Source organism: Pseudomonas soli, assembly GCF_021283165.2.
Lineage (GTDB): Bacteria > Pseudomonadota > Gammaproteobacteria > Pseudomonadales > Pseudomonadaceae > Aquipseudomonas > Aquipseudomonas soli.
Genome location: NZ_CP128543.1, coordinates 4,562,803 through 4,583,627, shown reverse-complemented (window position 1 = coordinate 4,583,627; position 20,825 = coordinate 4,562,803). Strand labels below are relative to the sequence as shown.

Annotated in this window: 22 protein-coding genes; 11 read left to right on the top strand and 11 right to left on the bottom strand. The window is 66.3% G+C overall.

Features of this window, described 5'->3' with window-relative positions:
• The first annotated feature begins 215 nt into the window (after positions 1-215).
• Positions 216-911: a response regulator gene (locus tag LU688_RS21185; RefSeq protein WP_038706632.1), complete on the top strand. Its 696-nt coding sequence runs from the start codon at positions 216-218 to the stop codon at positions 909-911.
• A complete protein-coding gene (locus LU688_RS21180) occupies positions 908-2,512 on the top strand; it encodes an ATP-binding protein (protein ID WP_094011797.1) in 1,605 nt (534 codons plus the stop codon). Before LU688_RS21185 ends, LU688_RS21180 begins: the two co-directional genes overlap by 4 nt.
• On the opposite strand, the gene LU688_RS21175 is transcribed toward LU688_RS21180, so the two are convergent.
• Entirely contained in the window at positions 2,509-3,210 is a 702-nt protein-coding gene (locus tag LU688_RS21175; protein ID WP_094011798.1) for a 4'-phosphopantetheinyl transferase family protein, read from the bottom strand. The two genes, LU688_RS21180 and LU688_RS21175, sit on opposite strands and share 4 nt — an antisense overlap.
• Before the next feature lie 159 nt (positions 3,211-3,369).
• Positions 3,370-4,161, bottom strand: coding sequence for a dienelactone hydrolase family protein (locus LU688_RS21170; RefSeq protein ID WP_094011799.1), 792 nt, complete (start codon positions 4,159-4,161; stop codon positions 3,370-3,372).
• A gap of 123 nt (positions 4,162-4,284) precedes the next feature.
• On the opposite strand from LU688_RS21170, the gene LU688_RS21165 reads away from it, so the two are divergent.
• The 4 genes from LU688_RS21165 to LU688_RS21150 all read left to right on the top strand — a co-directional run bounded on the left by LU688_RS21165 (position 4,285) and on the right by LU688_RS21150 (position 8,625).
• Positions 4,285-4,890 carry an outer membrane beta-barrel protein gene (locus LU688_RS21165; RefSeq protein WP_023632176.1) on the top strand — a complete coding sequence of 202 codons (606 nt, stop codon included), beginning with the start codon at positions 4,285-4,287 and terminating at the stop codon, positions 4,888-4,890.
• 86 nt (positions 4,891-4,976) lie between these two features.
• Entirely contained in the window at positions 4,977-5,654 is a 678-nt protein-coding gene (locus LU688_RS21160; RefSeq protein WP_023632177.1) for a response regulator, read from the top strand.
• Positions 5,651-6,991 (top strand): ATP-binding protein, encoded by a 1,341-nt coding sequence (locus LU688_RS21155; RefSeq protein WP_094011800.1) that lies wholly within the window; start codon positions 5,651-5,653, stop codon positions 6,989-6,991. The genes LU688_RS21160 and LU688_RS21155 overlap by 4 nt, the downstream gene beginning before the upstream one ends.
• Positions 6,992-7,302: 311 nt before the next feature.
• Positions 7,303-8,625: a dicarboxylate/amino acid:cation symporter gene (locus tag LU688_RS21150; protein WP_023630780.1), complete on the top strand. Its 1,323-nt coding sequence runs from the start codon at positions 7,303-7,305 to the stop codon at positions 8,623-8,625.
• Positions 8,626-8,682: 57 nt separating this feature from the next.
• Here LU688_RS21150 and LU688_RS21145 read toward each other — a convergent pair whose 3' ends face one another.
• Entirely contained in the window at positions 8,683-9,177 is a 495-nt protein-coding gene (locus LU688_RS21145) for a SprT family zinc-dependent metalloprotease (RefSeq protein WP_046854519.1), read from the bottom strand.
• A gap of 140 nt (positions 9,178-9,317) precedes the next feature.
• A complete protein-coding gene (locus LU688_RS21140; RefSeq protein WP_023630778.1) occupies positions 9,318-9,917 on the bottom strand; it encodes a Yip1 family protein in 600 nt (199 codons plus the stop codon).
• Positions 9,918-10,180: 263 nt separating this feature from the next.
• Here LU688_RS21140 and ttcA point away from each other — a divergent pair, with 263 nt between their 5' ends.
• Entirely contained in the window at positions 10,181-11,005 is an 825-nt protein-coding gene (ttcA, locus tag LU688_RS21135; RefSeq protein ID WP_023630777.1) for a tRNA 2-thiocytidine(32) synthetase TtcA, read from the top strand.
• A 4-nt stretch (positions 11,006-11,009) separates the two neighbouring features.
• Positions 11,010-11,681, top strand: coding sequence for a DNA-3-methyladenine glycosylase I (locus LU688_RS21130; protein ID WP_023630776.1), 672 nt, complete (start codon positions 11,010-11,012; stop codon positions 11,679-11,681).
• Between the two features lie 33 nt (positions 11,682-11,714).
• Here LU688_RS21130 and LU688_RS21125 read toward each other — a convergent pair whose 3' ends face one another.
• The 3 genes from LU688_RS21125 to arsC are packed head-to-tail and all read right to left on the bottom strand — an operon-like array spanning position 11,715 to position 13,076.
• On the bottom strand, positions 11,715-12,128 hold the full coding sequence (locus LU688_RS21125) for a DUF2069 domain-containing protein (RefSeq protein WP_031315197.1): 414 nt from the start codon (positions 12,126-12,128) through the stop codon (positions 11,715-11,717).
• Positions 12,121-12,726, bottom strand: coding sequence for an NAD(P)H:quinone oxidoreductase (gene wrbA, locus LU688_RS21120; protein ID WP_038706629.1), 606 nt, complete (start codon positions 12,724-12,726; stop codon positions 12,121-12,123). The genes LU688_RS21125 and wrbA overlap by 8 nt, the downstream gene beginning before the upstream one ends.
• Complete coding sequence (arsC, locus tag LU688_RS21115; RefSeq protein ID WP_023632208.1) at positions 12,723-13,076, bottom strand: arsenate reductase (glutaredoxin); 354 nt, start codon at positions 13,074-13,076, stop codon at positions 12,723-12,725. Before arsC ends, wrbA begins: the two co-directional genes overlap by 4 nt.
• An 86-nt stretch (positions 13,077-13,162) precedes the next feature.
• Here arsC and LU688_RS21110 point away from each other — a divergent pair, with 86 nt between their 5' ends.
• The gene (locus LU688_RS21110) at positions 13,163-13,630 is read left to right on the top strand and encodes a TlpA disulfide reductase family protein (protein ID WP_023632209.1); all 468 of its coding nucleotides are present in this window, start codon (positions 13,163-13,165) and stop codon (positions 13,628-13,630) included.
• A gap of 74 nt (positions 13,631-13,704) precedes the next feature.
• Here the strand turns inward: LU688_RS21110 and LU688_RS21105 are convergent, their stop codons facing one another.
• From LU688_RS21105 to LU688_RS21090, 4 genes are all read right to left on the bottom strand, one after another.
• On the bottom strand, positions 13,705-14,109 hold the full coding sequence (locus LU688_RS21105; RefSeq protein ID WP_023632210.1) for an META domain-containing protein: 405 nt from the start codon (positions 14,107-14,109) through the stop codon (positions 13,705-13,707).
• Positions 14,110-14,544 (bottom strand): hypothetical protein, encoded by a 435-nt coding sequence (locus LU688_RS21100; RefSeq protein WP_094011801.1) that lies wholly within the window; start codon positions 14,542-14,544, stop codon positions 14,110-14,112.
• 31 nt (positions 14,545-14,575) lie between these two features.
• Positions 14,576-15,565, bottom strand: a complete 990-nt coding sequence (locus tag LU688_RS21095) for a 2-hydroxyacid dehydrogenase (RefSeq protein ID WP_094011802.1) — start codon at positions 15,563-15,565, stop codon at positions 14,576-14,578.
• Positions 15,566-15,696: 131 nt separating this feature from the next.
• Positions 15,697-18,453 carry a response regulator gene (locus LU688_RS21090; protein WP_094011803.1) on the bottom strand — a complete coding sequence of 919 codons (2,757 nt, stop codon included), beginning with the start codon at positions 18,451-18,453 and terminating at the stop codon, positions 15,697-15,699.
• Positions 18,454-18,649: 196 nt separating this feature from the next.
• Between LU688_RS21090 and LU688_RS21085 the strand changes: the two genes are divergently transcribed.
• A complete protein-coding gene (locus LU688_RS21085) occupies positions 18,650-19,366 on the top strand; it encodes a response regulator transcription factor (protein ID WP_094011804.1) in 717 nt (238 codons plus the stop codon).
• 3 nt (positions 19,367-19,369) lie between these two features.
• Positions 19,370-20,770 (top strand): HAMP domain-containing sensor histidine kinase, encoded by a 1,401-nt coding sequence (locus LU688_RS21080; RefSeq protein WP_160290649.1) that lies wholly within the window; start codon positions 19,370-19,372, stop codon positions 20,768-20,770.
• The last annotated feature ends 55 nt before the right edge of the window (positions 20,771-20,825 follow it).

The window sequence follows — 20,825 nt, the reverse complement described above, 5'->3', positions numbered from 1 at the left end:
AGATTTTTTAGGGCGCGCACCCTATCACAAAAAACGGTTCAGTCGAGGGCTGTTTGCGGTGGTTGGCAGGGGTGGGGGCGGGACGTAGTATCCGGGGCTGATGTTGCGCTTTGGTGAAGGCGGATTTGCTCTGCAATCAAAGGGTTGTGCTGGCCCCGCGATAAGGCCGGCACGGATAACACAAGGCCAGACAATAAACAGAAGAAGGGGAGGCCATGGACCAACCAATCAATCGCATCCTGATCGTCGAGGACGACCAGCGCCTGGCCGAACTGACTGCCGAATACCTCCAGGCCAACGGCTTCGAAGTGGCGGTGGAGGGCGACGGTGGCCGCGCCGCGCGGCGCATCATCGACAGCCAGCCGGACCTGGTGATCCTCGACCTGATGCTGCCCGGCGAAGACGGCCTGAGCATCTGCCGCCGCGTGCGCGGCCAGTACGCCGGCCCCATCCTCATGCTCACTGCCCGCAGCGACGAGCTCGACCAGATCCAGGGCCTGGACCTGGGCGCCGACGACTACGTGTGCAAACCGGTGCGCCCGCGCGTGCTGCTGGCGCGTATCAATGCCCTGCTGCGCCGCAGCGACGCCCCGGAGCGCCGCCAGGACCTGACCTTCGGGCCCCTGCATATAGACAGCCGCCAGCGCGAGGCGCGCCTGCACGGCCAGCTGGTCGACCTGACCGGCGCCGAATTCGACCTGCTCTGGCTGCTGGCCAGCAACGCCGGACGCGTGCTGTCCCGCGAGGAGATCTTCACCTCGCTGCGCGGCGTCGGCTACGACGGCCAGGATCGCTCCATCGATGTGCGCATCTCCAAGATCCGCCCCAAGATCGGCGACGACCCGATCACCCCGCGGTTGATCAAGACCCTGCGCAGCAAGGGCTACCTGTTCGTCGGCGAGGCGCCATGAACTCGATCTTCCTGCGCATCTATGGCGGCATGCTCGCGGTGCTGGTGCTGGTGGCCGTGCTCGGTGTGCTGAGCCTGCACCTGCTCAACGAGATCCGCGCCGGCCAGCACCGCGAGCGCCTGGCCCAGGGCACCTTCAGCCTGATGGCCGACAACCTGGCGCAGCAGAACGCGGTGGAGCGCACCCGTTCGCTGGTGATCTGGGAGCGCCTGCTCGGCGTGCCGCTGGACCTGCAACCGCTGTCGGCCTTTACCCTCGACGGCGGGCAGCGGGCGCGCCTGTACCGAGACCTGGTGGTGGTGGAGAAGACCGGCCCGCATGCCGCCCGGGTGCTGCGCCGGGTTGGCCACGAGGACCTGCTGCTGGTGGCCGAGGTCAAGCAGATCAGCGAGCAGCTGGCCCGCGCCACCCTTTATCTGTTGGCCGACGAACTGGTGCGCTACCCGGTGACCGAGCAGCAGGCGCGCCTGGCGCAGCTGCGGCAGAGCAAGGGCTTCGGTTTCGACATCGCCTTGCAGCGCATCGAGCGCGCCGCCCTGGACGACGACCAGCGCCGCCGGGTGGAGGAGGGCGATACGGTGATGGCCCTGGGCAGGGACGGCGATTCGATCCGCGTGTTCTCGGGGTTGTCCGGTTCGCCCTGGGTGCTGGAGATCGGCCCGTTGTATCAGCTCAACCCCTATCCGCCGCAGTTGCTGATCCTCATCGCCTTTCTCGGCCTGTGCCTGATCGGCCTGGTGGTCTACCTGCTGGTGCGCCAGCTGGAGCGGCGAGTGTCGGGCCTGGAGGTGGCGGCCACGCGCATCGCCCAAGGCAGCCTCGACACCCGGGTGCCGGCCGGCGATGCCGACTCGGTGGGGCGTCTGGCCGAGGCCTTCAACGGCATGGCCGAGCACCTGCAACGTTCATTGACCATGCAGCGCGAGCTGGTGCGGGCGGTGTCCCACGAGCTGCGCACGCCGGTGGCGCGGCTGCGCTTCGGCCTGGAGATGATCGAGAGCGCCGGCAGCGACGAGGCCCGGGCCAAGCACCTGGCGGGCATGGACGGCGATATCCAGGATCTGGACAAGCTGGTCGACGAGATGCTGACCTACGCCCGCCTGGAGCAGGGCGCGCCGGCCCTGCATTTCCAGGTGGTGGACCTGGACGAGCTGCTGGCGCGGGTGATCGAGGAGCTGGCACCGCTGCGCGCCGAGGTGCGGGTGGTGCGTGGCGTATGCCACGGGCTCGACGGTGGCGACGCCCGGGTCGAGGCCGAGCCGCGCTACCTGCACCGGGCCCTGCAGAACCTGGTGCGCAATGCCATGCGCCATGCCGAGTCCGAAGTGCGCGTGAGCTATCACCTGGGGCAGCAACGTTGCCGCATCGATGTGGAGGACGACGGCCCCGGGATTCCCGAGGGCGTGTGGCACCGCATCTTCACCCCCTTCACCCGCCTCGACGACAGCCGCACCCGGACCTCGGGCGGGCATGGCCTGGGGCTGTCGATCGTGCGGCGGATCATCTACTGGCACGGCGGCCGCGCCCTGGTCGGGCACAGCGAGCAGTTGGGCGGGGCGTGTTTCAGCCTGAGCTGGCCGCGGGAGCAGCCACGCGACTAAACGCTGATCAGACTGAGCAGGTGGCCGTCCTGCAGGCAGAACTGGCCATCCAGCTCGACGCCGTGGTGCCATTCGGCCGACAGGTCGGTGAGCAGGCGCAGGCGCGCGTGGCCGTCGGCGGACCATTCCAGCAGTTCGGCGTGCTCGAAATAGAAGCGCTTTTTCGTCAGTGGGTAGAGCGTCTTGAACAGGCTTTCCTTGAGCGAGAAGGTCAGGGTCACGGCCAGGGCCTGTTGGCTGCGGTCCAGGCGTTCCAGTTCCGCAGGGGTGAGGATCTCCCCGGCCAGGCGTTCGGCGCGGTCCTCGCCGAGCAGGGTTTCCTGGTCAAGCCCGAGGCCGCGGCATTGGCCGTCAGCGGCGACCACGGCGGCGGCCCAGCCCTGGCCGTGGGTGATCGAGCCGTGGATGCCGGCGGGCCAGATCGGCGAGCGGTCTTCGTGGGTAGCGGGCGCGTAGTCGCGGCCATCCAGATGTTGCAAGGCTGCACGGGCGCAGACTCGGCCTGCCAGGTACTCGGCCTGGCGCTTGGCCACCGAGCGTTGCAGGCTGGCGGTCTGTTCGATGCCGGCGCGCTGGAAATCGTCCGGCGCGAGATTGGCCGGGTCGAAGGCGCAGCTGACCAGCACCGCGCCGGGGACCGGGCGCGGCAGGGGCCAGTGGTGCTGGAGCGGGGCGCAGCAGGTGGGGAGTCTGTTCATGGCGGGTATTGTGCCAGCCTGGTGGCTGGTGGTGGAGCACAGATTTTGGGGCTGCTGCGCAGCCCTTTCGCCGGCGAGCCGGCTCCCACAGGGGGCGTCGCCATCTTTTGTGGGAGGCGGCTTGCCGGCGAAAGGGCCGCAAAGCGGCCTCGGCGATCATCAGTCGAGCGCATCCTTCAAGAACGCCTGCATATCCTTCCACGAGCTCTCGTCAGCTGCCTTGTCATAGCCGATATCCGGCCCGCCATGCTCGCCATGGCTCAAGCGGTCGGCATCCGGGTTGGTGAAGCCATGCTTGGCCCCCGGGATCCCGACGAACTTGTAGTCGGCCTTGGCCGCATCCATCTCCGCCTTGAACGCCGCCACCTGCTGCGGGGTGACCATGCTGTCGGCCTCGCCATGCTCCACCAGGATCTTGGCCCGGATCACCTCCGGCTTGGCCGGCGTCTGGGTCACCAGCGCGCCATGGAAACTCACCACGCCGTCGAGCTTCTCACCGCGGCGCGCCGCGTCCAGCACCACCTTGCCGCCAAAGCAGTAGCCGATGGCCGCCAACTGGTGCTTGTTGGTGTTGGGCTGAATCTTCAGCAGCTCCAGCCCGGCATCGAAGCGCCGGGCGGCGGCCGCTGGGTCCTTCATCGCCGCGGCCATGAACGCTTGGGCATCCTGCGGGTGCTCGGTGTTCTTGCCGTCGCCGTACATGTCGATGGCCAGGGCGTTGTAGCCCAGCGCCGCGAGGTCGCGGGCGCGGCGCTTGGCGTAGTCGTTCAGCCCCCACCATTCATGCACCACCACCACGCCCGGGCGCTTGCCCTTGATGGCGTCGTCGTAGGCGTAGTAGCCGATCAGCGCAGTGCCGTCGGCGTCCTGGTAGCGGATCTCGCGGGTCTGCACCGCCGCCTGGGCGAGGGTGGCGCCGCACAACAGGGCCAGTGCAAGCAGGGTACGCATGGTCGAGCTCCTTGTTCGGTTCGTTCAGCCCAGGTTCAGGCCGGGTTCAGCAGGGGTTCAGGGCGCCCTCCCTACTCTAGTCCCCAGACAGAAACAACGCATCCAACCCGGAGTACCTGAACCATGAAAACGCTCAATACCCTGATCGCCGCCATGGCGGTTTGCGCCGCCGGCCTCACCACCGCCGCCCAGGCCGATGACAATTTCGCCAGCCTGACCTACGGCCAGACCAGCGACAAAGTGCGCAAGTCCGGCCTGCTGCAACGCAACACCGACGGCCTGAACGCCGACGGCATCATCGGCAAGGACAGCACCTGGGGCGTGCGCCTGGGCAAGATCAACGACCAGGGCCGCTACTACATGACCTACGACAACGTCTCGGGCGATCACAGCGGCGTCAAGCTGCGCCAGGAAAACCTGCTCGGCAGCTACGACCTGTTCCTGCCGGTGGGCGATACCACCAAGCTGTTCGGTGGCGGCACCCTGGGCATGACCAAGCTGACCCAGGACTCGCCGGGCGCCAGCCGCGACACCGACTACGGCTATGCCGTGGGCCTGCAGGCCGGCGTGATCCAGGAAATCACCGACAAGGCCTCGGTGGAGATGGGCTACCGTTACCTGCGCAGCAACGCCGCCACCGAGATCGGCGCCCACGGCGGGCCGAAGGACGGCACCCTGCGCCTGACCAGCAGCGCACAGACCTACCTGGCGGCGAGCTACAAGTTCTGAGGTCGCTGTTATCCTGTACCGGCCTCATCGCGAGGATGCCCCGCGATGAGGCCGGTACAGGCATTCGCTATTGGAAGGAGAACTGCATGAAATTGCTGGTGGTCGAGGACGAGGCGCTGCTGCGTCATCACCTGTTCACCCGCCTCGGCGAGGGCGGCCATGTGGTGCAGGCGGTGGCCAACGCCGAGGAAGCCTTGTACCAGGCCGAGCAGTACAACCATGACCTGGCGGTGATCGACCTGGGCCTGCCGGGCATGAGCGGGCTGGACCTGATCCGTCAGCTGCGCAACCTTGGCCAGACCTTTCCGATCCTGATTCTCACCGCCCGTGGCAACTGGCAGGACAAGGTCGAAGGCCTGGCCGCCGGCGCTGACGATTACGTGGTCAAGCCGTTCCAGTTCGAAGAGCTGGAGGCGCGCCTGAACGCCCTGCTGCGCCGCTCCAGTGGCTTCACCCAGTCGACCATCGCCGCCGGCCCGCTGGTGCTCGACCTCAACCGCAAGCAGGCGACCCTGGACGAGCAACCGCTGGCGCTGACCGCCTACGAATACCGCATCCTCGAGTACCTCATGCGTCATCACCAGCAGGTGGTGGCCAAGGACCGCCTGATGGAACAGCTGTACCCGGATGACGAGGAGCGCGACCCGAATGTCATCGAGGTGCTGGTCGGCCGCCTGCGCCGCAAGCTCGAGGGCGACAACGGCTTCAAGCCGATCGATACCGTGCGTGGCCTGGGCTACCTGTTCACCGAGCGCTGCCGATGATCCGCTCGCTGCGGGTGCGCCTGATGCTGGCGGCGGCGTTGCTGGCGCTGCTGTTCATGCTGGCGCTGCTGCCGGCGCTGCAGAAGGCCTTCAGCTTGGCGTTGCAGGAGTCCATCGAGCAACGCCTGGCCTCGGACGTGACCACACTGATTTCAGCTGCGCGCATAGAGCGTGGCCAGTTGCAGATGCCGGCGCTGCTGCCGGACGAACGCTTCAACCTGCCGTATACAGGCCTGCTCGGCTACATCTTCGACCGCCAGGGCAAGCTGGTGTGGCAGTCGCGGGCCACGCGCAACCGCAACATCAACTATCACCCGCGCTATGACGGGCGTGGCAACGAATTCGCGCGTATTCACCAGGACGACGGCGAGGAGTTCTTCGTCTATGACGTCGAGGTCAAGCTGCTTGGCGGCAAGAGTGCGGCGTTCAGCATCGTCGCCCTGCAACCGGTCCGCGAATACCAGGACACCCTCAATGGCCTGCGCGAGAAACTCTACTTCGGCTTCGGCGCGGCGCTGCTGGCGCTGATGGTGCTGCTGTGGGCCGGCCTGACCTGGGGCCTGCGCTCGCTGCGCCGGCTCAGCTCCGAGCTGGATGACGTGGAGAGCGGCGCCAGGGATGGACTGAGCCGCGAGCACCCGCGCGAGCTGCTGCGCCTGACCGGCTCGCTCAACCGCCTGCTGCGCAGCGAGCGCGAACAGCGCCAGCGCTACCGCGACTCGCTCGACGACCTGGCCCATAGCCTGAAGACCCCGCTGGCGGTGCTGCAGGGCGTGGGCGAGAGCATGGAGCAGGGCGACCGCGAGCAGGCGCGGGTGCTGCAGAGCCAGATCGAGCGCATGAGCCAGCAGATCGACTACCAACTGCAACGCGCCAGCCTGCGCAAGAGTGGCCTGGTAAAGCACCAGGTCCAGCTCAAGCCGTTGCTCGACAGCCTGTGCAGCACCTTGGCCAAGGTCTATCGCGACAAACGCGTTGAGGTCGGTTTCGATCTGCCGGCCGATGCGCGGGTGCCGATGGAGCAGGGGGCCTTGCTCGAGCTGCTCGGCAACCTGCTGGAGAACGCCTACCGGTTGTGCCTGGGACAGGTGCGGGTCAGCCTGCGCGAAGCGCCTGGGCAACTGGAGCTGTGGATCGAGGACGACGGCCCGGGTGTGCCGCCCGACCAGCGTGAGCGCATTCTCGAACGCGGCGAGCGGCTGGACCGCCAGCACCCCGGGCAGGGGATCGGCCTCGCGGTGGTCAAGGACATCATCGACAGCTACGACGCCGAGTTGAGCCTGGGCGACTCCGAATTGGGCGGGGCTGCGTTCCGCATCGCTTTCCGGCTCGATTGAAATCGCGCAAGACTTGTAGGCGCGCGCTGGGCGGAAATCCGCCAACCTGCCCTGTACGATTTCCGCCATCGGGCGGAAATCCGCCATTTCCCACTGGCTATTACGCCCCGCCCCGGGGCATTCACACCCTGTAATCATTGGTTGTGCACCTCAAGCGGGCACTTTGGCATCGCCCTTGCTATTCACCTGGCAGAGGCCTGCCCAGGCGCTCGAACACAACGACAAATCCCTCCGGGTACAGGAGGGTTCGCGATTCAGGTGCCCCGACATCCTGGGAAGGATGCGCCGGCCCACTTGAGGAAAAACTAGCCATGACGACTCGTCAGCCGCTGTACAAATCGCTGTATGTCCAGGTGATCGTCGCGATCACCATCGGTATCCTGCTCGGCCACTACTACCCGGAAACCGGCGTAGCCCTCAAACCCTTGGGTGACGGCTTCGTCAAGCTGATCAAGATGGTCATCGCGCCGATCATCTTCTGCACCGTGGTCAGCGGCATCGCGGGCATGCAGAGCATGAAGTCGGTCGGCAAGACCGGCGGTTACGCGCTGCTGTACTTCGAGATCGTCTCCACCATCGCCCTGATCATCGGCCTGGTGGTAGTCAACGTGGTGCAGCCGGGCGCCGGCATGCACGTCGACGTCAGCACCCTCAACGCCAGCAGCGTGGCTGCCTATGCCGCCGCCGGCGCGCAGCAGACCACCGTCGGCTTCCTGCTCAATGTCATCCCCAACACCGTGGTCGGCGCCTTCGCCAACGGCGACATCCTGCAAGTGCTGATGTTCTCGGTGCTGTTCGGCTTCGCCTTGCACCGCCTGGGCAGCTACGGCAAACCGGTGCTGGACCTGATCGACCGCTTCGCCCATGTCATGTTCAACATCATCAACATGATCATGAAGCTGGCCCCGATCGGCGCCTTCGGTGCCATGGCCTTCACCATCGGCCAATACGGCGTGGGTTCGCTGGTGCAGCTGGGCTACCTGATGGCCTGCTTCTACATCACTTGCCTGCTGTTCGTCCTGGTGGTGCTGGGCGGTATCTGCCGCGCCCACGGCTTCAGCGTGATCAAGCTGATCCGCTACATCCGTGAAGAACTGCTGATCGTGCTGGGCACCTCGTCCTCCGAGTCGGCCCTGCCGCGCATGCTGGCCAAGATGGAGCGCCTGGGCGCGAAGAAATCGGTGGTTGGCCTGGTGATCCCGACCGGCTACTCGTTCAACCTGGACGGTACCTCGATCTACCTGACCATGGCCGCGGTGTTCATCGCCCAGGCCACCGACACCACCATGGACATCACCCACCAGATCACCCTGCTGCTGGTGCTGCTGGTGGCCTCCAAGGGTGCCGCGGGCGTCACCGGTTCCGGCTTCATCGTCCTGGCCGCCACCCTGTCGGCCGTCGGCCACCTGCCGGTTGCCGGCCTGGCGCTGATCCTGGGTATCGACCGCTTCATGTCCGAAGCCCGCGCCCTGACCAACCTGATCGGCAACGCCGTGGCCACCGTGGTCGTGGCCAAGTGGGTCAAGGAGCTGGACACCGACACCCTGCAGGCCGAATTGGCGTCTGGCGGCTCGCCGCTGATCGACACCCGTCCGACCGACGACCTGGGCGTGGCCGAAGGCCCGGCGCGTTGAGCGTGAGTTGAAATGCGAAAAGGCGACCCTCGGGTCGCCTTTTTCATGCGTTGACGATTATTCGACCCGTGTCTCGCCGCTGTATACCAGGATCTCCCGGCAGCGCCGGCACAGGTAGCGTCGCCCCTGGCGCACCAGCTTGTGGCGCTGGGCGGTGAACGGGAAATCGCTTTCCGGGCACGGGCAACGGTAGATGTAGCGTGTCGCCACGCGCCGCTGCACTTCGTAGTTGTGGCAACGGTTCGGCGGCAGCTCGTACACCCCGCGCATGATCAACTGCCACTCCTCGCCATGGGCCTGGATGCGCTCGCCGAACAGCTGGTGGGCGATCAGGTGGGCGACCTCGTGGGCCACGGTCTGGCGCAGGAAGTCTTCGGCGTTCTCGCGGTACAGCTGCAGGTTGAAGCGCAGCAGGTTCTCGTGCAGGTGGGCGACGCCGGCCTTCTGTCCGCGCAGCTTGAAGCTGACCTGCGGGCGCGGGAAGGGGCGTTTGAAGAAGGTTTCGGCTTGCTGGTAACAGGTTTCGACGCGTTGTCTGAGCAGCTCGGGCATGGCGGGGTAGTTCTCCTGACCGGGCATTATGCCGCAGGCAACGGGCGGCTGCCGAGCCGCCGGTCAGGCACACGAAGCGAGGCCGCCTTGCGGCGGCCCCGGTGATGCCCCAGTGTTGGTTGGATCTGGTTGGTATGCGTTCAGTTGGTATAGACGGGCCCCACGCCCAGTCCCCAGATGATCACGGTCGCGGCCATGATCGCCACCAGAACCACGAGGCCCACCGCCAGCACCGAGCTGGAGAACAGGAAGCCTTCATCCGACGGTATGTTCATGAAGGTCGGCAAGCCGACATACAGCAGATACACGGTGTAGCAGATCGCCGCCGTGCCGATCAGCATGCCCAGCCACAGGTGTGGGTACAGCGCCGCAAGGCCGCCGATGAACAGCGGAGTGGCGGTGTAGGTGGCAAAGGCGATGCACTGCGCCATGCTCGGGTTGGCGTCGTAGGTGCGCGCCATCCAGTGGATGAAGGCGCCCATCACCGCCACGCCTGCGAGCATCGCCAGGTAGGACATGATGCTCATCCACAATGCGCTTTCCATGGTCAGCATCACGGCTGGCCGCTCGCCGATCACCCAGCCGACCTGGGTGGTGCCGATGAACGCCGACACGGCGGGGATCGCCGCCAGGATCAGCGTGTGTGTCAGGTACATGTGGCTGATGCTTTCATCCTCGCCACGAATCTCCCGCCACTCCTGGTCGGGGTGGGTGAACAGCCCAACAACGTGATGAATCATACGGGTCACTCCTATCGTCGTTGCCAAACGCCCCCCGGATGGAGCGCCTATGGCCCGAGGCCAGGACACCAGGTGCTGCGCCAATGTGGCCTTATGTCGCAGTATAGGAAGCGGATTCCCGCATAAAACCGGCTTTTTAGAGCAAATCGCGCTGTCAGGACGGTTGTTGATTCCCTTGAAGTCTTTATCGGATTCACCTACTGCGCCGCCCGGTTTGTGCGTAAAATAGCCGGCTTTTGTCACACCTCGCGGATCCAAGCGCTATGGGCACCCTCTCGGTCAACCAGAACAAACTGCAAAAACGCCTGCGTCGCCTCGCCGGCGAAGCCATCACCGACTTCAACATGATCGAGGATGGCGACAAGGTCATGGTCTGCCTGTCCGGCGGCAAGGACAGCTACACCATGCTCGACGTTCTGTTGCACCTGCAGAAGGTGGCGCCGATCAAGTTCGAGATCGTCGCGGTGAACATGGACCAGAAGCAGCCGGGCTTCCCCGAGCACGTGCTGCCGGCCTACCTCAAGGAACTGGGCGTCGAGTACCACATCGTCGAGAAGGACACCTACTCGGTGGTCAAGGAGCTGGTACCCGAGGGCAAGACTACCTGCTCGCTGTGCTCGCGCCTGCGCCGCGGCACCCTGTACACCTTCGCCGACGAGATCGGCGCGACCAAGATGGCCCTGGGGCACCACCGCGACGACATCGTCGAGACCTTCTTCCTCAACATGTTCTTCAACGGCGCGCTCAAGGGCATGCCGCCGAAGCTGCGCGCCGATGACGGGCGCAACGTGGTGATCCGCCCGCTGGCCTACTGCAGCGAGAAGGACATCCAGGCCTACTCGGACATGAAGGAATTCCCGATCATCCCGTGCAACCTGTGCGGCTCGCAGGAAAACCTGCAGCGCCAGGTGGTCAAGGACATGCTGGTGGAGTGGGAGCGCAAGCACCCTGGCCGTACCGAGAGCATCTTCCGCGCCCTGCAGAACGTCGCCCCGTCGCAATTGGCCGACCGCAACCTGTTCGACTTCACCAGCCTGAAGATCGACGAGAGCGCCACCCCGCGTTTCCTCGACGTGCTGAACATCTGACCTTATGCGTGACTACCAGTGGTTGCATGAGTACTGCCTGAACCGCTTCGGTTCGGCCCAGGCGCTGGAAGCCTTCCTGCCGCAGCCGCGCACACCCGCGCAGCTGCGTGACATCACCGACGACCGCTACCTGTCGACCCTGGCCCTGCGCGTGTTCCGCGCCGGGCTCAAGCACAGCCTGGTGGATGCCAAGTGGCCGGCGTTCGAGCAGGTGTTCTTTGGCTTCGACCCGGAGAAAGTGGTGCTGATGGGCGCCGAGCACCTGGAGCGACTGATGCAGGACGAGCGCATCATCCGCCACCTGGGCAAGCTCAAGAGCGTGCCGCGCAATGCGCAGATGATCCTCGACGTGGCGAAGGAGAAGGGCAGTTTCGGCGCGTTCATCGCCGACTGGCCCGAGACCGATATCGTCGGGCTGTGGAAGTACCTGGCCAAGCATGGCAACCAACTGGGCGGGTTGTCGGCGCCGCGTTTCCTGCGCATGGTCGGCAAGGACACCTTCATCCCCACCGACGACATGGCCGCCGCGTTGATCGCCCAGAAGATCATCGACAAGCCGCCGACCAGCCTGCGTGACCTGGCACTGGTGCAGCAGGCGTTCAACCAGTGGCATGCCGAAAGCGGGCGGCCGCTGTGCCAGTTGTCGGTGATGTTGGCGCATACCGTCAACCATTGAGATCGCCGGGGCCGCAATGCGGCCCCGATACGGTCAGGCACCTTCGCCGGCCAGGCGTCGATCCTGCTGGAACTTCCAGCGCACGAACAGCAAGCCGCTGACGAACAGCCCCAGGCTCACCAGCACTTCGACCCAGCCGAACAGCGCTCGGGCGGGGTCGAAGGCGGCCAGCACGCCCTTGATGAAGTAGATATTGACCACGAAGCAGGTCCAGGCATGCGCCCGGGCGCTGCCCATCAGCATGCCCGGCAGCAACAGCAGCAGGGGGATCAGCTCGATGGCCAGGATCACCTCGACCCGCGCCCCGTGCAGGTTGGCGAACCACAGGTTGTTCACCACCAGCAGGGCGATCAGACCGAAGAAGCAGGCCAGGCTCAGGGCGCGGGTCAGCCGTACGCGTGGGGCGAGCCACTCCAGCGGCGGCAGCACCTTGGGTTTTCTAGCCACGCTGGCCACCCAGGGCCTTGGCGGTGTTGGCCAGGCGTTGGCCGAGGGCGCGGCACAGGGTGATCTCGTGCTGGTCCAGCTCGCGCTTGCCGTCAGCGCCTGCATGGTGGCTGGCGCCGTACGGGGTGCCGCCGCCGCGGGTATCGAGCAGCGCCGACTCGCTGTAGGGCAGGCCGGTTACCAGCATGCCGTGGTGCATCAGCGGCAGCAGCATCGACAGCAGGGTGGTTTCCTGGCCGCCGTGCAGGCTGGCGGTGGAAGTGAACACCGCCGCCGGCTTGCCCACCAGTTCGCCGCCCAGCCACAGGCTGCTGGTGCCGTCGAGGAAGTACTTGAGCGGCGCGGCCATGTTGCCGAAGCGGGTCGGGCTGCCCATGGCCAGGCCCGCGCAGTGGCGCAGGTCGTCGAGGGTGGCGTACAGCGCGCCGCTGGCCGGGATGTCCGGGGCCACGGCTTCGCACTCCGTGGAGATCGCCGGCACCGTGCGCAGGCGTGCCTCCATGCCGGCCATCTCGACGCCGCGGGCGATATGCCGGGCCATCTCGCTGGTCGAGCCGTGGCGGCTGTAGTACAGCACCAGGATGTAGGGTTCGCTCACGGCAGGATCTCCAGGACCTTCTCGGGTGGGCGACCGATCACGGCCTTGTTGCCTGCGACCAGGATCGGGCGTTCGATCAGCTTGGGATGCTCGACCATCGCCTTGATCAACTGAGCGTCGCTCAGGGCAGGGTTGGCCAGCTCCAGGGCCTTGTATTCGTCTTCGCCGGTGCGCAGCAGTTGGCGCGCGCCGATGCCCAGCTTGGCAAGCAGCTGTTCGAGGGTGGCGGCGTCCGGCGGGGTCTCGAGATAGCGCACGATGGTCGGTGCGAGGCCGCGTGCCTCGAGCAGTTCCAGGGCGCCGCGGGATTTCGAGCAGCGCGGGTTATGATAGAGGGTCAGATCGGTCATGACGGGTCGCATCCAGCTGGGTGTGGCGGCTATTCTAACCGCAGCGACCGACTTCAATGCTTGAAAACTTCGAGAAGGATTGACCCATGGCAAGGCGTTTGGCAGCTGCACTGGCCATCACCGCGAGCCTGCTGCTCGGCGGCTGCGGTGCGGACTACGGCGTGGACCAGCACGGCAATACGGTGAAGGCCGAACAGGTCGAGGGGCACTGGCTGGTGCTCAACTACTGGGCCGAATGGTGCGGCCCGTGCCGTACCGAAATCCCCGAGCTCAATGCTGCGGCGAAGCAGTGGGATGCCGAGGGCATCAAGGTGCTGGGGGTGAACTTCGATGGCTTGCAGGGCGCCGACCTCAAGGCCGCCGCCGAGACCCTCGGCATCGGCTTCACCGTGCTCGCGCAAGACCCGGCCGAGCGCTATGAGCTGCCGCGCAGCGAGGCGCTGCCGGTGACCTATATCATCGATGACAAGGGCAAGGTGCGCGAGCAACTGCTGGGCGAGCAGACCCTCGAGGGTTTGCAGGCCAAGATCAAGGCGTTGAAAGGCGGCGCCTGAACCCTGCATCGCGGGGCAAGTCGCATCGGCGCACCGTCGCTCCCACGTAGGAGCGGGCTTGCCCCGCGATGGTTTCAGCCTTCCTCAGGCCAGAACCGCAGCGGCTTGCCCTCGGCCGGCCAGAAGCGGATCTGCTCGATTGGCGACACGTCCCAGCGCTGCACCGTTTCCAGCGCCTGCAGGAAGCGTTTCTCCTGGTCCATCAGCGCTGGCGCGCATAGCTTGCGGGTCTTGCCGACCTTGCCGAAGCTTAAGTGCTCGCCGTCCAGCGTATAGGGCGCGAACCAGTGGTTGCAGCCGGCATTGCCATAGGCACGACCATCGCTGGCCAGGGTCAGGGTCAAGTGGCTGTAGTCGATCAGCGGGCGTTCACCGATCCACTCCAGCAGGTAGCTTTGCTCCTGCTGCAGCTTCGAAGGTTGCGACGCGCAGCCCATCAGGCCAGTGGCGATCAGCACGCCGGTCAGCAGCTGTTTCACTCAGGCGCGCTCCTGGCACTGCGGGCACAGGTGCTTGTCGCCCTGGCTGGCCCAGCCCAGCTCCTGGACACGGGCGGTGGCTGCCGGGGCGTGGCCCTTCTTGCCGAGCTTGGCTTCGGCGGCGAACTCGAAGTCCAGCACCGCGTCGCAGCCGTCGCACTTGACCTGCCACTCGTGGATTTCCAGTTCGTTGAATACTGGCCCCTGGGCCACGGCCACCCACTGCCCGGTGGGGTTGATCAGGTGGCGTACGCTGTCCACGGTCAGGCGCATGGACAGGGTTTTGCTGCCTTTGAGCGAAACCAGCAGTGCGTCGCCTTTCTGGATCGAGCCGCCGTTGCCGGTAACCTGGTAGCGGCCCGGTACCAGCGCGCGGCACTCGATCAGGGTGTGTTGCGGGTTGAAAAGGGTGTAGCGGAAATCGTGTTCGACCATGGGTCCTCCAGAAATGCCGCGTATCCTAGCATCATCCCGTGACCAGATTCTGCGGATTGCCTGCCGCCCAGCGGGCGATGTTGTCCAGGGTGATGGCCGCGATGGCATCCAGGGCCTCGCGGGTAAGGAACGCCTGGTGCGCGGTGACGATCACGTTGGGGAAGGTCAGCAGCCGTGCCAGCACGTCGTCCTGCAGCGGCAAGTCGGAGCGGTCCTCGAAGAACAGCTGCGCCTCTTCTTCATACACATCTAGCCCCAGGTAGCCGAGCTGGCCGCTCTTGAGCGCGTCGATCAGTGCCGGGGTGTCGACCAGCGCGCCGCGGCCGGTGTTGATCAGCATGGTGCCGGGCTGCAGCTGGGCCAGGCTCTGGGCATTGATCAGGTGGCGGGTATGTTCGGTCAGCGGGCAGTGCAGGCTGATGATACGTGCCTGGCGCAGCAGCTCGGGCAGCTCCAGGTAGCGGGCGCCGAGGGCGACCAGCTCAGGGTTGGGGTAGGGGTCGTAGGCCAGCAGCTGGCAGCCGAAACCGGCCATGATGCGGGCGAAGGCCGCGCCGATCTGGCCGGTGCCGACCACGCCGACGGTCTTGCCGTGCAGGTCGAAGCCGGTCAGGCCGTGCAGGGTGAAATCACCTTCGCGGGTGCGGTTGTAGGCGCGGTGCAGGCGGCGGTTGAGGGCCAGGATCAGGGCCACGGCATGTTCGGCGACGGCGTGCGGCGAGTAGGCCGGCACGCGCACCACGCTGAGCCCGAGGCGCTGCGCGGCAGCCAGGTCGACGTGGTTGTAGCCGGCCGAGCGCAGGGCGATCAGGCGCGTGCCGCCAGCGGCCAGGCGCTGTAGGACCTGGGCGTCGAGTTCATCGTTAATGAAGGCGCACACCACTTCGAAGCCCTGGGCGAGGGCGGCGGTGTCCAGGGTCAGGCGGGCGGACTGGTAGTGCAGCTCCAGGGCGTCCGCGCTGGCGGCGCGGGTGAAGCTTTCCTGGTCGTAGTGCTGGCTGCTGAACAACAGGGCGCGCATGGGGGCTTCCTTCTGTGAGTCGGCAACAGTCTAGGCCGTCAGGGAGATCGGGTATTGATCTGTGACGGCCCTGTCGCGGGGCAAGTCGCACCTCCGCTGCCACGACTCTTGCAAAGCCTGTGGGGGGGGATTCAGGCGCTTTCGCGTGCCTGCTCGGCCAGTCGGCTGATGGCCTGGTCCAGTTCGTCCAGGGCCTGCAACGCCTGGGGGCTGTCCTGCTTGAGCAAGGTCTCGCTGCGCTGGCAGGCCGCGCGCAACTGCGGTACGCCGCAATAACGCGAGGCGCCGTTGAGCCGGTGCACCCGCTCGATCATGGCGTTGCGGTCGGCAGCGTCGCGGGCGGCCTGGATGGCCTCGCGGTCGGACTCCAGCGAGGCCAGGAGCATGGCCAGCATATCCGCCGCCAGGTCGGGCTTGCCGGCGGCCAGGCGCAGCCCTTCCTCCGGGTCGAGCACCTTCAGCTCGCTGCTGTCGGGCAGGCGCTCACTGGGCCGTTCCTGTGGCGGTGATCCCAGGCTCAGGCCGGTCCATTTCATCACCACCTGGGCCAATTGGCGCTCGCTGATCGGCTTGGTCAGGTAGTCGTCCATGCCGCTGTGCAGCAAGGCACGCTTTTCGTTGGCCATGGCGTGCGCGGTGAGGGCCACGATGGGCAGGGCCGGACCGCTCTGGCTGGCCTCCCACTGGCGAATCTGTTCGGTGCAGGCACGGCCATCCATGCCTGGCATCTGCACATCCATCAGCACCAGGTCGAAGGGCTCGTCCTGCACGGCCTGCACCGCGGCATAGCCGCTGTCCACCGCCAGTACCTCGGCGCCCATTCCTTCGAGCAGGGTCTGCACCAGCAGCAGGTTGGCCGGGTTGTCGTCGACGCACAGGAGTTTGGGCATGCGTTGGCCGCCGTTGCTGCGTTGCTCGCACACCGGCCGGCGCGGCTGCACCAGTTCCAGCAGCAGGCGACGCAGCTTGCGCGTGCAGGTGGGCTTGGCCAGCAACTGGCCGTGGGCGTTGGGCAGGTAAGGGTGGTAGAGCGGCTGCTCGGTGGTGGGGCACAGCACCACGCACTGGCATCCCAGGCGCTCGAGCTGTTGGTGGTATTGCCCCAGTTGTTCCGGCGCCAGGCTGCCGAGATTGACCCCGAGCACGGCGAAGTCGAACGGCTGCCCGGCCTGGCTTGCCGCCTGCACGCCGTGCAGCAGTTGGTCGCAGGAAGCGAACACGGTGACCGCCAGGCCGCAGTCCTCGAGCTGGTGCTGCAATGCCTGGCGGGCCAGGTCGTGCCCGTCGACGATGGCCACGCTACGGCCGACCAGGGCCTGGGCGGGTTGCTCCTCGGTGTCGTCGTGGGCCTTGGGCAGGTTGAGGCTGATCCAGAACTGCGAGCCTTCGCCCGGCGTGCTGTCGACGCCGATTTCGCCACCCATCTGTTCGATCAGGCGCTTGGAGATCACCAGGCCCAGGCCGGTACCGCCGGGCTGGCGTGACAGCGAGTTGTCGGCCTGGCTGAAGGCCTGGAACAGGGTGCGCACATCCTGCGGCGACAGGCCGATGCCGGTGTCCTGGACGCTGATGCGCAGTTGCACGCTGTCTTCCTGCTCGTCCTCGAGCATGGCGCGCACGACGATGGTGCCTTCGCGGGTGAACTTGATGGCATTGCTCACCAGGTTGGTGAGGATCTGCTTGAGCCGCAAGGGGTCGCCCACCAGCGACAGCGGGGTGTCGCGGTAGACCAGGCTGAGCAGCTCCAGCTGCTTGGCATGGGCGGCCGGGGCAAGGATGGTCAGGGTGTCCTGGATCAGGTCGCGCAGGTTGAGCGGGATGCTGTCGAGTACCAGCTTGCCGGCCTCGATCTTGGAGAAGTCGAGGATCTCGTTGATGATCCCCAACAGGTTGTCGGCGGATTTCTCGATGGTGCCGAGGTAGTCGAGCTGGCGAGGGCTCAGCTCGCTCTTCTGCAACAGATGGGTGAAGCCGAGGATGCCGTTGAGCGGGGTGCGGATCTCGTGGCTCATGTTGGCGAGGAACTCGGACTTGATGCGGCTGGCCTCCAGGGCCTCCTTGCGCGCCATGTCCAGCTCGATGTTCTGGATCTCGATGGTTTCCAGGTTCTGGCGCACGTCCTCGGTGGCCTGGTCGATGCTGTGCTGCAGCTCTTCGTGGGCGCTGTGCAGGGTCTCGGCCATGCGGTTGATGCCAGCGGCCAGTTCGTCGAGCTCGTGGCTGCCCATGGCTGGCAGGCGTTCGTCGAGGTGGCCGTCCTTGAGCTGGTTGACCGCGTGCTTGATGCGGTTGATCGGGTCGTTGATGGTGCGGCTCATGCGCAGGGCGAGCAGCGCGGTCAGGCTCAGGCAGGCGAGGATCAGCAGCAGGCTGGTGAACAGGTTGCGGTAGCCGCGCAGCAGGGTGCCGTCGTGGGATAGCTCGATCTCCACCCAGCCGAGCAGGCGCTCGGCTTCGGCGGGTACGGCGTCGGTGGCCAGGTCGCGGTGATGGCCGAACACCGGCATCAGGTAACGGGTGGCATCGTTGCCGGTGCGCTGCAGCAGTTGCGTGCCGGTGCCGCCGCTGGGCGGCTGGTTGAGCATGCTGGGGCCGGCGTGGGCCAGGCGCGTGCGGTCGGCGGCGAGGAACGCCACGGCGCGCACGTCGACCTGCTCCAGGGCCTGGGCCGCGATGCGCTCCAGCTGCGCCGGGGACTGGCGGGCCAGGGCCGGCGCCGCCAGGGGCGCCAACTGCTCGGCGATCATCTTGCCGCGTTGCAGCAGCTGCGTGCGCAGGTCGCTCTGCTGCAACCAGGTGAAGTAACTGCCCAGCACCAGGGCCATCAGGCTGGCGGGGAGCAAGGCCAGCAGCAGGACGCGGCTGCGGATTCCCAAACGGTCGAGCACACCTGTCTCCTGTCATGTGCCTTGAAAAGCGCTGTTCGCGCATCAGCGGGAACGTTACTCCGCGCCGCAGGCATTTGTAAGGCTTTTGTTTGCCAAGTAAGGCCGGCTGTACGATGGCGCGTCAGTCGGGCGACGGTTGCCTTGCCAGGAGCGCTTGCCCAATAATCACGCAACTGAGAATCGATGGCAGTTGCCAATGCATCCTGAAGCTATTCACGCCACCCACATCCTGGCCATCGAGGACGATCCCGTGCTCGGTGCCTACCTGCGCGAAGAATTGCGTCGCGGCGGCTTCCAGGTGACTTGGTGCCGTAGTGCTCTGGAGGGGCTTGAGGAGGCGGGACGACAAGCCTTCGACCTGGTCCTGCTGGACATCCTGCTGCCCGGCCTCAATGGCCTGGATGCGCTGACCAGCCTGCGCCGACGCAGCGCCACGCCGGTCATCCTGATGTCGGCGCTGGGGGCCGAGGCCGATCGTATCAATGGTTTTGAACGCGGCGCGGACGACTACCTGCCAAAGCCTTTCAGTTTCGCCGAGCTGCGGGTGCGCATCGAGGCCATCCTGCGCCGAGTGGCTTTCGAACGACGGGCGTTGGCGCCGCGCAAGGAGGCGGAGCCGCTGTTGCGCTTTGACGAGCAAGCGGCCGATATCTGCCTTGCCGGCCAGTGGGCCGGGCTGACCCCCAGCGAATACCGCCTGCTCGACACCTTGTATCGCAGCGAGGACGAGGTCCTCAGCAAGCCGTTCCTGTACCAGCAGGTGCTGCAGCGCGGATACTCGCGCCATGACCGCAGCCTGGACATGCACGTCAGCCAGATTCGCCGCAAGCTCAAGGCCATCGGTTATCACGAGCGGCAGATCCGCACCGTCTGGGGCAAGGGCTATGTATTCGGCGTGGGCGAGGTCGACTGAGTCGTGCTCGATCGCCATTCGCTGTTCTGGAAATTGGCCGTCCTGCTGGTGGGCTTCTGCCTGCTGATGATCGGCCTCAGCTACAGCTGGGGTCGCCATATGGAAACCCAGGACGCCTTCCTTTCCGAACCCGCGCGTCAGGTGCTGCGTGGTTACGCGGCCGAGGCGGAGCTGGCCTGGCGCAGGGGCGGCGCTGATGGTGTCGATGCCTGGCTGGCCGAGATGCGTGGGCGCGAGCAAGGCTGGGCGGGGGTGCTTGATGGCGACCTGCAGCCGTTGGGCAACGCTGATCTCACTGCCCGGCAGGCCCAGCGCCTGACCCGCCTGCGCGGCGTTGACTGGCCGATGAGCCGGCGCAGTATCGGCCAGCCCTGGTTGCGCCTGCCGTTCCCCGGCGCGCCGGAGCAGGGCATGTTAGTGATCGAGCTGCCGGAGCGCTTCAACCCGGGCCAGTACCGGTTGTTCTGGCGCATCGTCACCAACGGCATCATTCCTGGACTGTTTACCCTGCTGTTGTGCGTCGGCCTGTACCGCATGCTGATCGTGCCGCTCAACCAATTGCGAGAACAGGCCAGCGCCTGGCACGCCGACCAACTGGCGGCGCGCCTGGATCCGCGCACCACCCGGCGCAAGGACGAGCTGGGCGAACTGGCCAGGGCCTTCGACCAGATGGCCGAGCGCCTGCAGGGCACCGTGGCCTTGCAGCAGCAGTTGCTGCGCGACCTGTCCCACGAGATGCGCACGCCGCTCAGCCGCCTGCGCGTGGCCTGCGACGGCGAAACCGACCTGCAGCGCCTGCGCGAACGCCTGCACCGCGAGGTGGACGGCATGCAGCAACTGGTCGAGGACACTTTGCAACTGGCCTGGCAGGACGCCGAGCGCGCCCCGGTGAACCTGGAACCGATCCAGGTGCCGGCGCTGTGGGACCTGCTCAGCGAGAATGCCTGTTACGAAAGCGGCTGGGCACCTGGGCAGTTGCGCTGTGCGTTGCCGGCGGACTGCTGGGTGCGGGGCAGCCTCAACGACCTTGCCCAGGCGCTGGAGAACATGCTGCGCAACGCCATCCGTCACTCGCCGGAGGCGGGTGTGGTGCGCCTGGGCGGCTGGCGTGAAGGCGGGTATTGGCGTATCGACCTGGAGGATGACGGCGGTGGCGTGGCCGAGGAAGACCTCGAGCGGATCTTCGCGCCGTTTTCCCGGTTGGACGGGGCGCGGCCCGGGGACGGTGGCTTTGGCTTGGGCTTGAGCATTGCCCGCAATGCGATCCGCCGCCAGGGTGGGCTGGTGTGGGCGGTTAATGGCGAGCGTGGCCTGCGCCTGTGCATGCGCCTGCCTGCCCATGAAGCGGGGCCGTCGGTTGGTCCGGCGCGGACAAGCCCGGTGCCAGGGAACAATTGCTTATAGCTACCCGCTATAACCACCGACAATTGCGTGATATGGCCGCGCCGGGTTTGCCGGT

Excerpts from the sequence above, each read along its gene's own strand:
- LU688_RS21165 (WP_023632176.1), top strand. The coding sequence starts at position 4,285 with ATGAAAACGCTCAATACCCTGATCGCCGCCATGGCGGTTTGCGCCGCC.
- LU688_RS21170 (WP_094011799.1), bottom strand. The coding sequence starts at position 4,161 with ATGCGTACCCTGCTTGCACTGGCCCTGTTGTGCGGCGCCACCCTCGCC.
- LU688_RS21095 (WP_094011802.1), bottom strand. The coding sequence starts at position 15,565 with ATGCGCGCCCTGTTGTTCAGCAGCCAGCACTACGACCAGGAAAGCTTC.
- LU688_RS21130 (WP_023630776.1), top strand. The coding sequence starts at position 11,010 with ATGCGTGACTACCAGTGGTTGCATGAGTACTGCCTGAACCGCTTCGGT.
- arsC (WP_023632208.1), bottom strand. The coding sequence starts at position 13,076 with ATGACCGATCTGACCCTCTATCATAACCCGCGCTGCTCGAAATCCCGC.
- LU688_RS21185 (WP_038706632.1), top strand. The coding sequence starts at position 216 with ATGGACCAACCAATCAATCGCATCCTGATCGTCGAGGACGACCAGCGC.
- LU688_RS21180 (WP_094011797.1), top strand. The coding sequence starts at position 908 with ATGAACTCGATCTTCCTGCGCATCTATGGCGGCATGCTCGCGGTGCTG.
- LU688_RS21110 (WP_023632209.1), top strand. The coding sequence starts at position 13,163 with ATGGCAAGGCGTTTGGCAGCTGCACTGGCCATCACCGCGAGCCTGCTG.
- ttcA (WP_023630777.1), top strand. The coding sequence starts at position 10,181 with ATGGGCACCCTCTCGGTCAACCAGAACAAACTGCAAAAACGCCTGCGT.
- LU688_RS21175 (WP_094011798.1), bottom strand. The coding sequence starts at position 3,210 with ATGAACAGACTCCCCACCTGCTGCGCCCCGCTCCAGCACCACTGGCCC.
- LU688_RS21145 (WP_046854519.1), bottom strand. The coding sequence starts at position 9,177 with ATGCCCGAGCTGCTCAGACAACGCGTCGAAACCTGTTACCAGCAAGCC.
- LU688_RS21155 (WP_094011800.1), top strand. The coding sequence starts at position 5,651 with ATGATCCGCTCGCTGCGGGTGCGCCTGATGCTGGCGGCGGCGTTGCTG.
- LU688_RS21140 (WP_023630778.1), bottom strand. The coding sequence starts at position 9,917 with ATGATTCATCACGTTGTTGGGCTGTTCACCCACCCCGACCAGGAGTGG.
- LU688_RS21100 (WP_094011801.1), bottom strand. The coding sequence starts at position 14,544 with ATGGTCGAACACGATTTCCGCTACACCCTTTTCAACCCGCAACACACC.
- LU688_RS21160 (WP_023632177.1), top strand. The coding sequence starts at position 4,977 with ATGAAATTGCTGGTGGTCGAGGACGAGGCGCTGCTGCGTCATCACCTG.
- LU688_RS21150 (WP_023630780.1), top strand. The coding sequence starts at position 7,303 with ATGACGACTCGTCAGCCGCTGTACAAATCGCTGTATGTCCAGGTGATC.
- LU688_RS21085 (WP_094011804.1), top strand. The coding sequence starts at position 18,650 with ATGCATCCTGAAGCTATTCACGCCACCCACATCCTGGCCATCGAGGAC.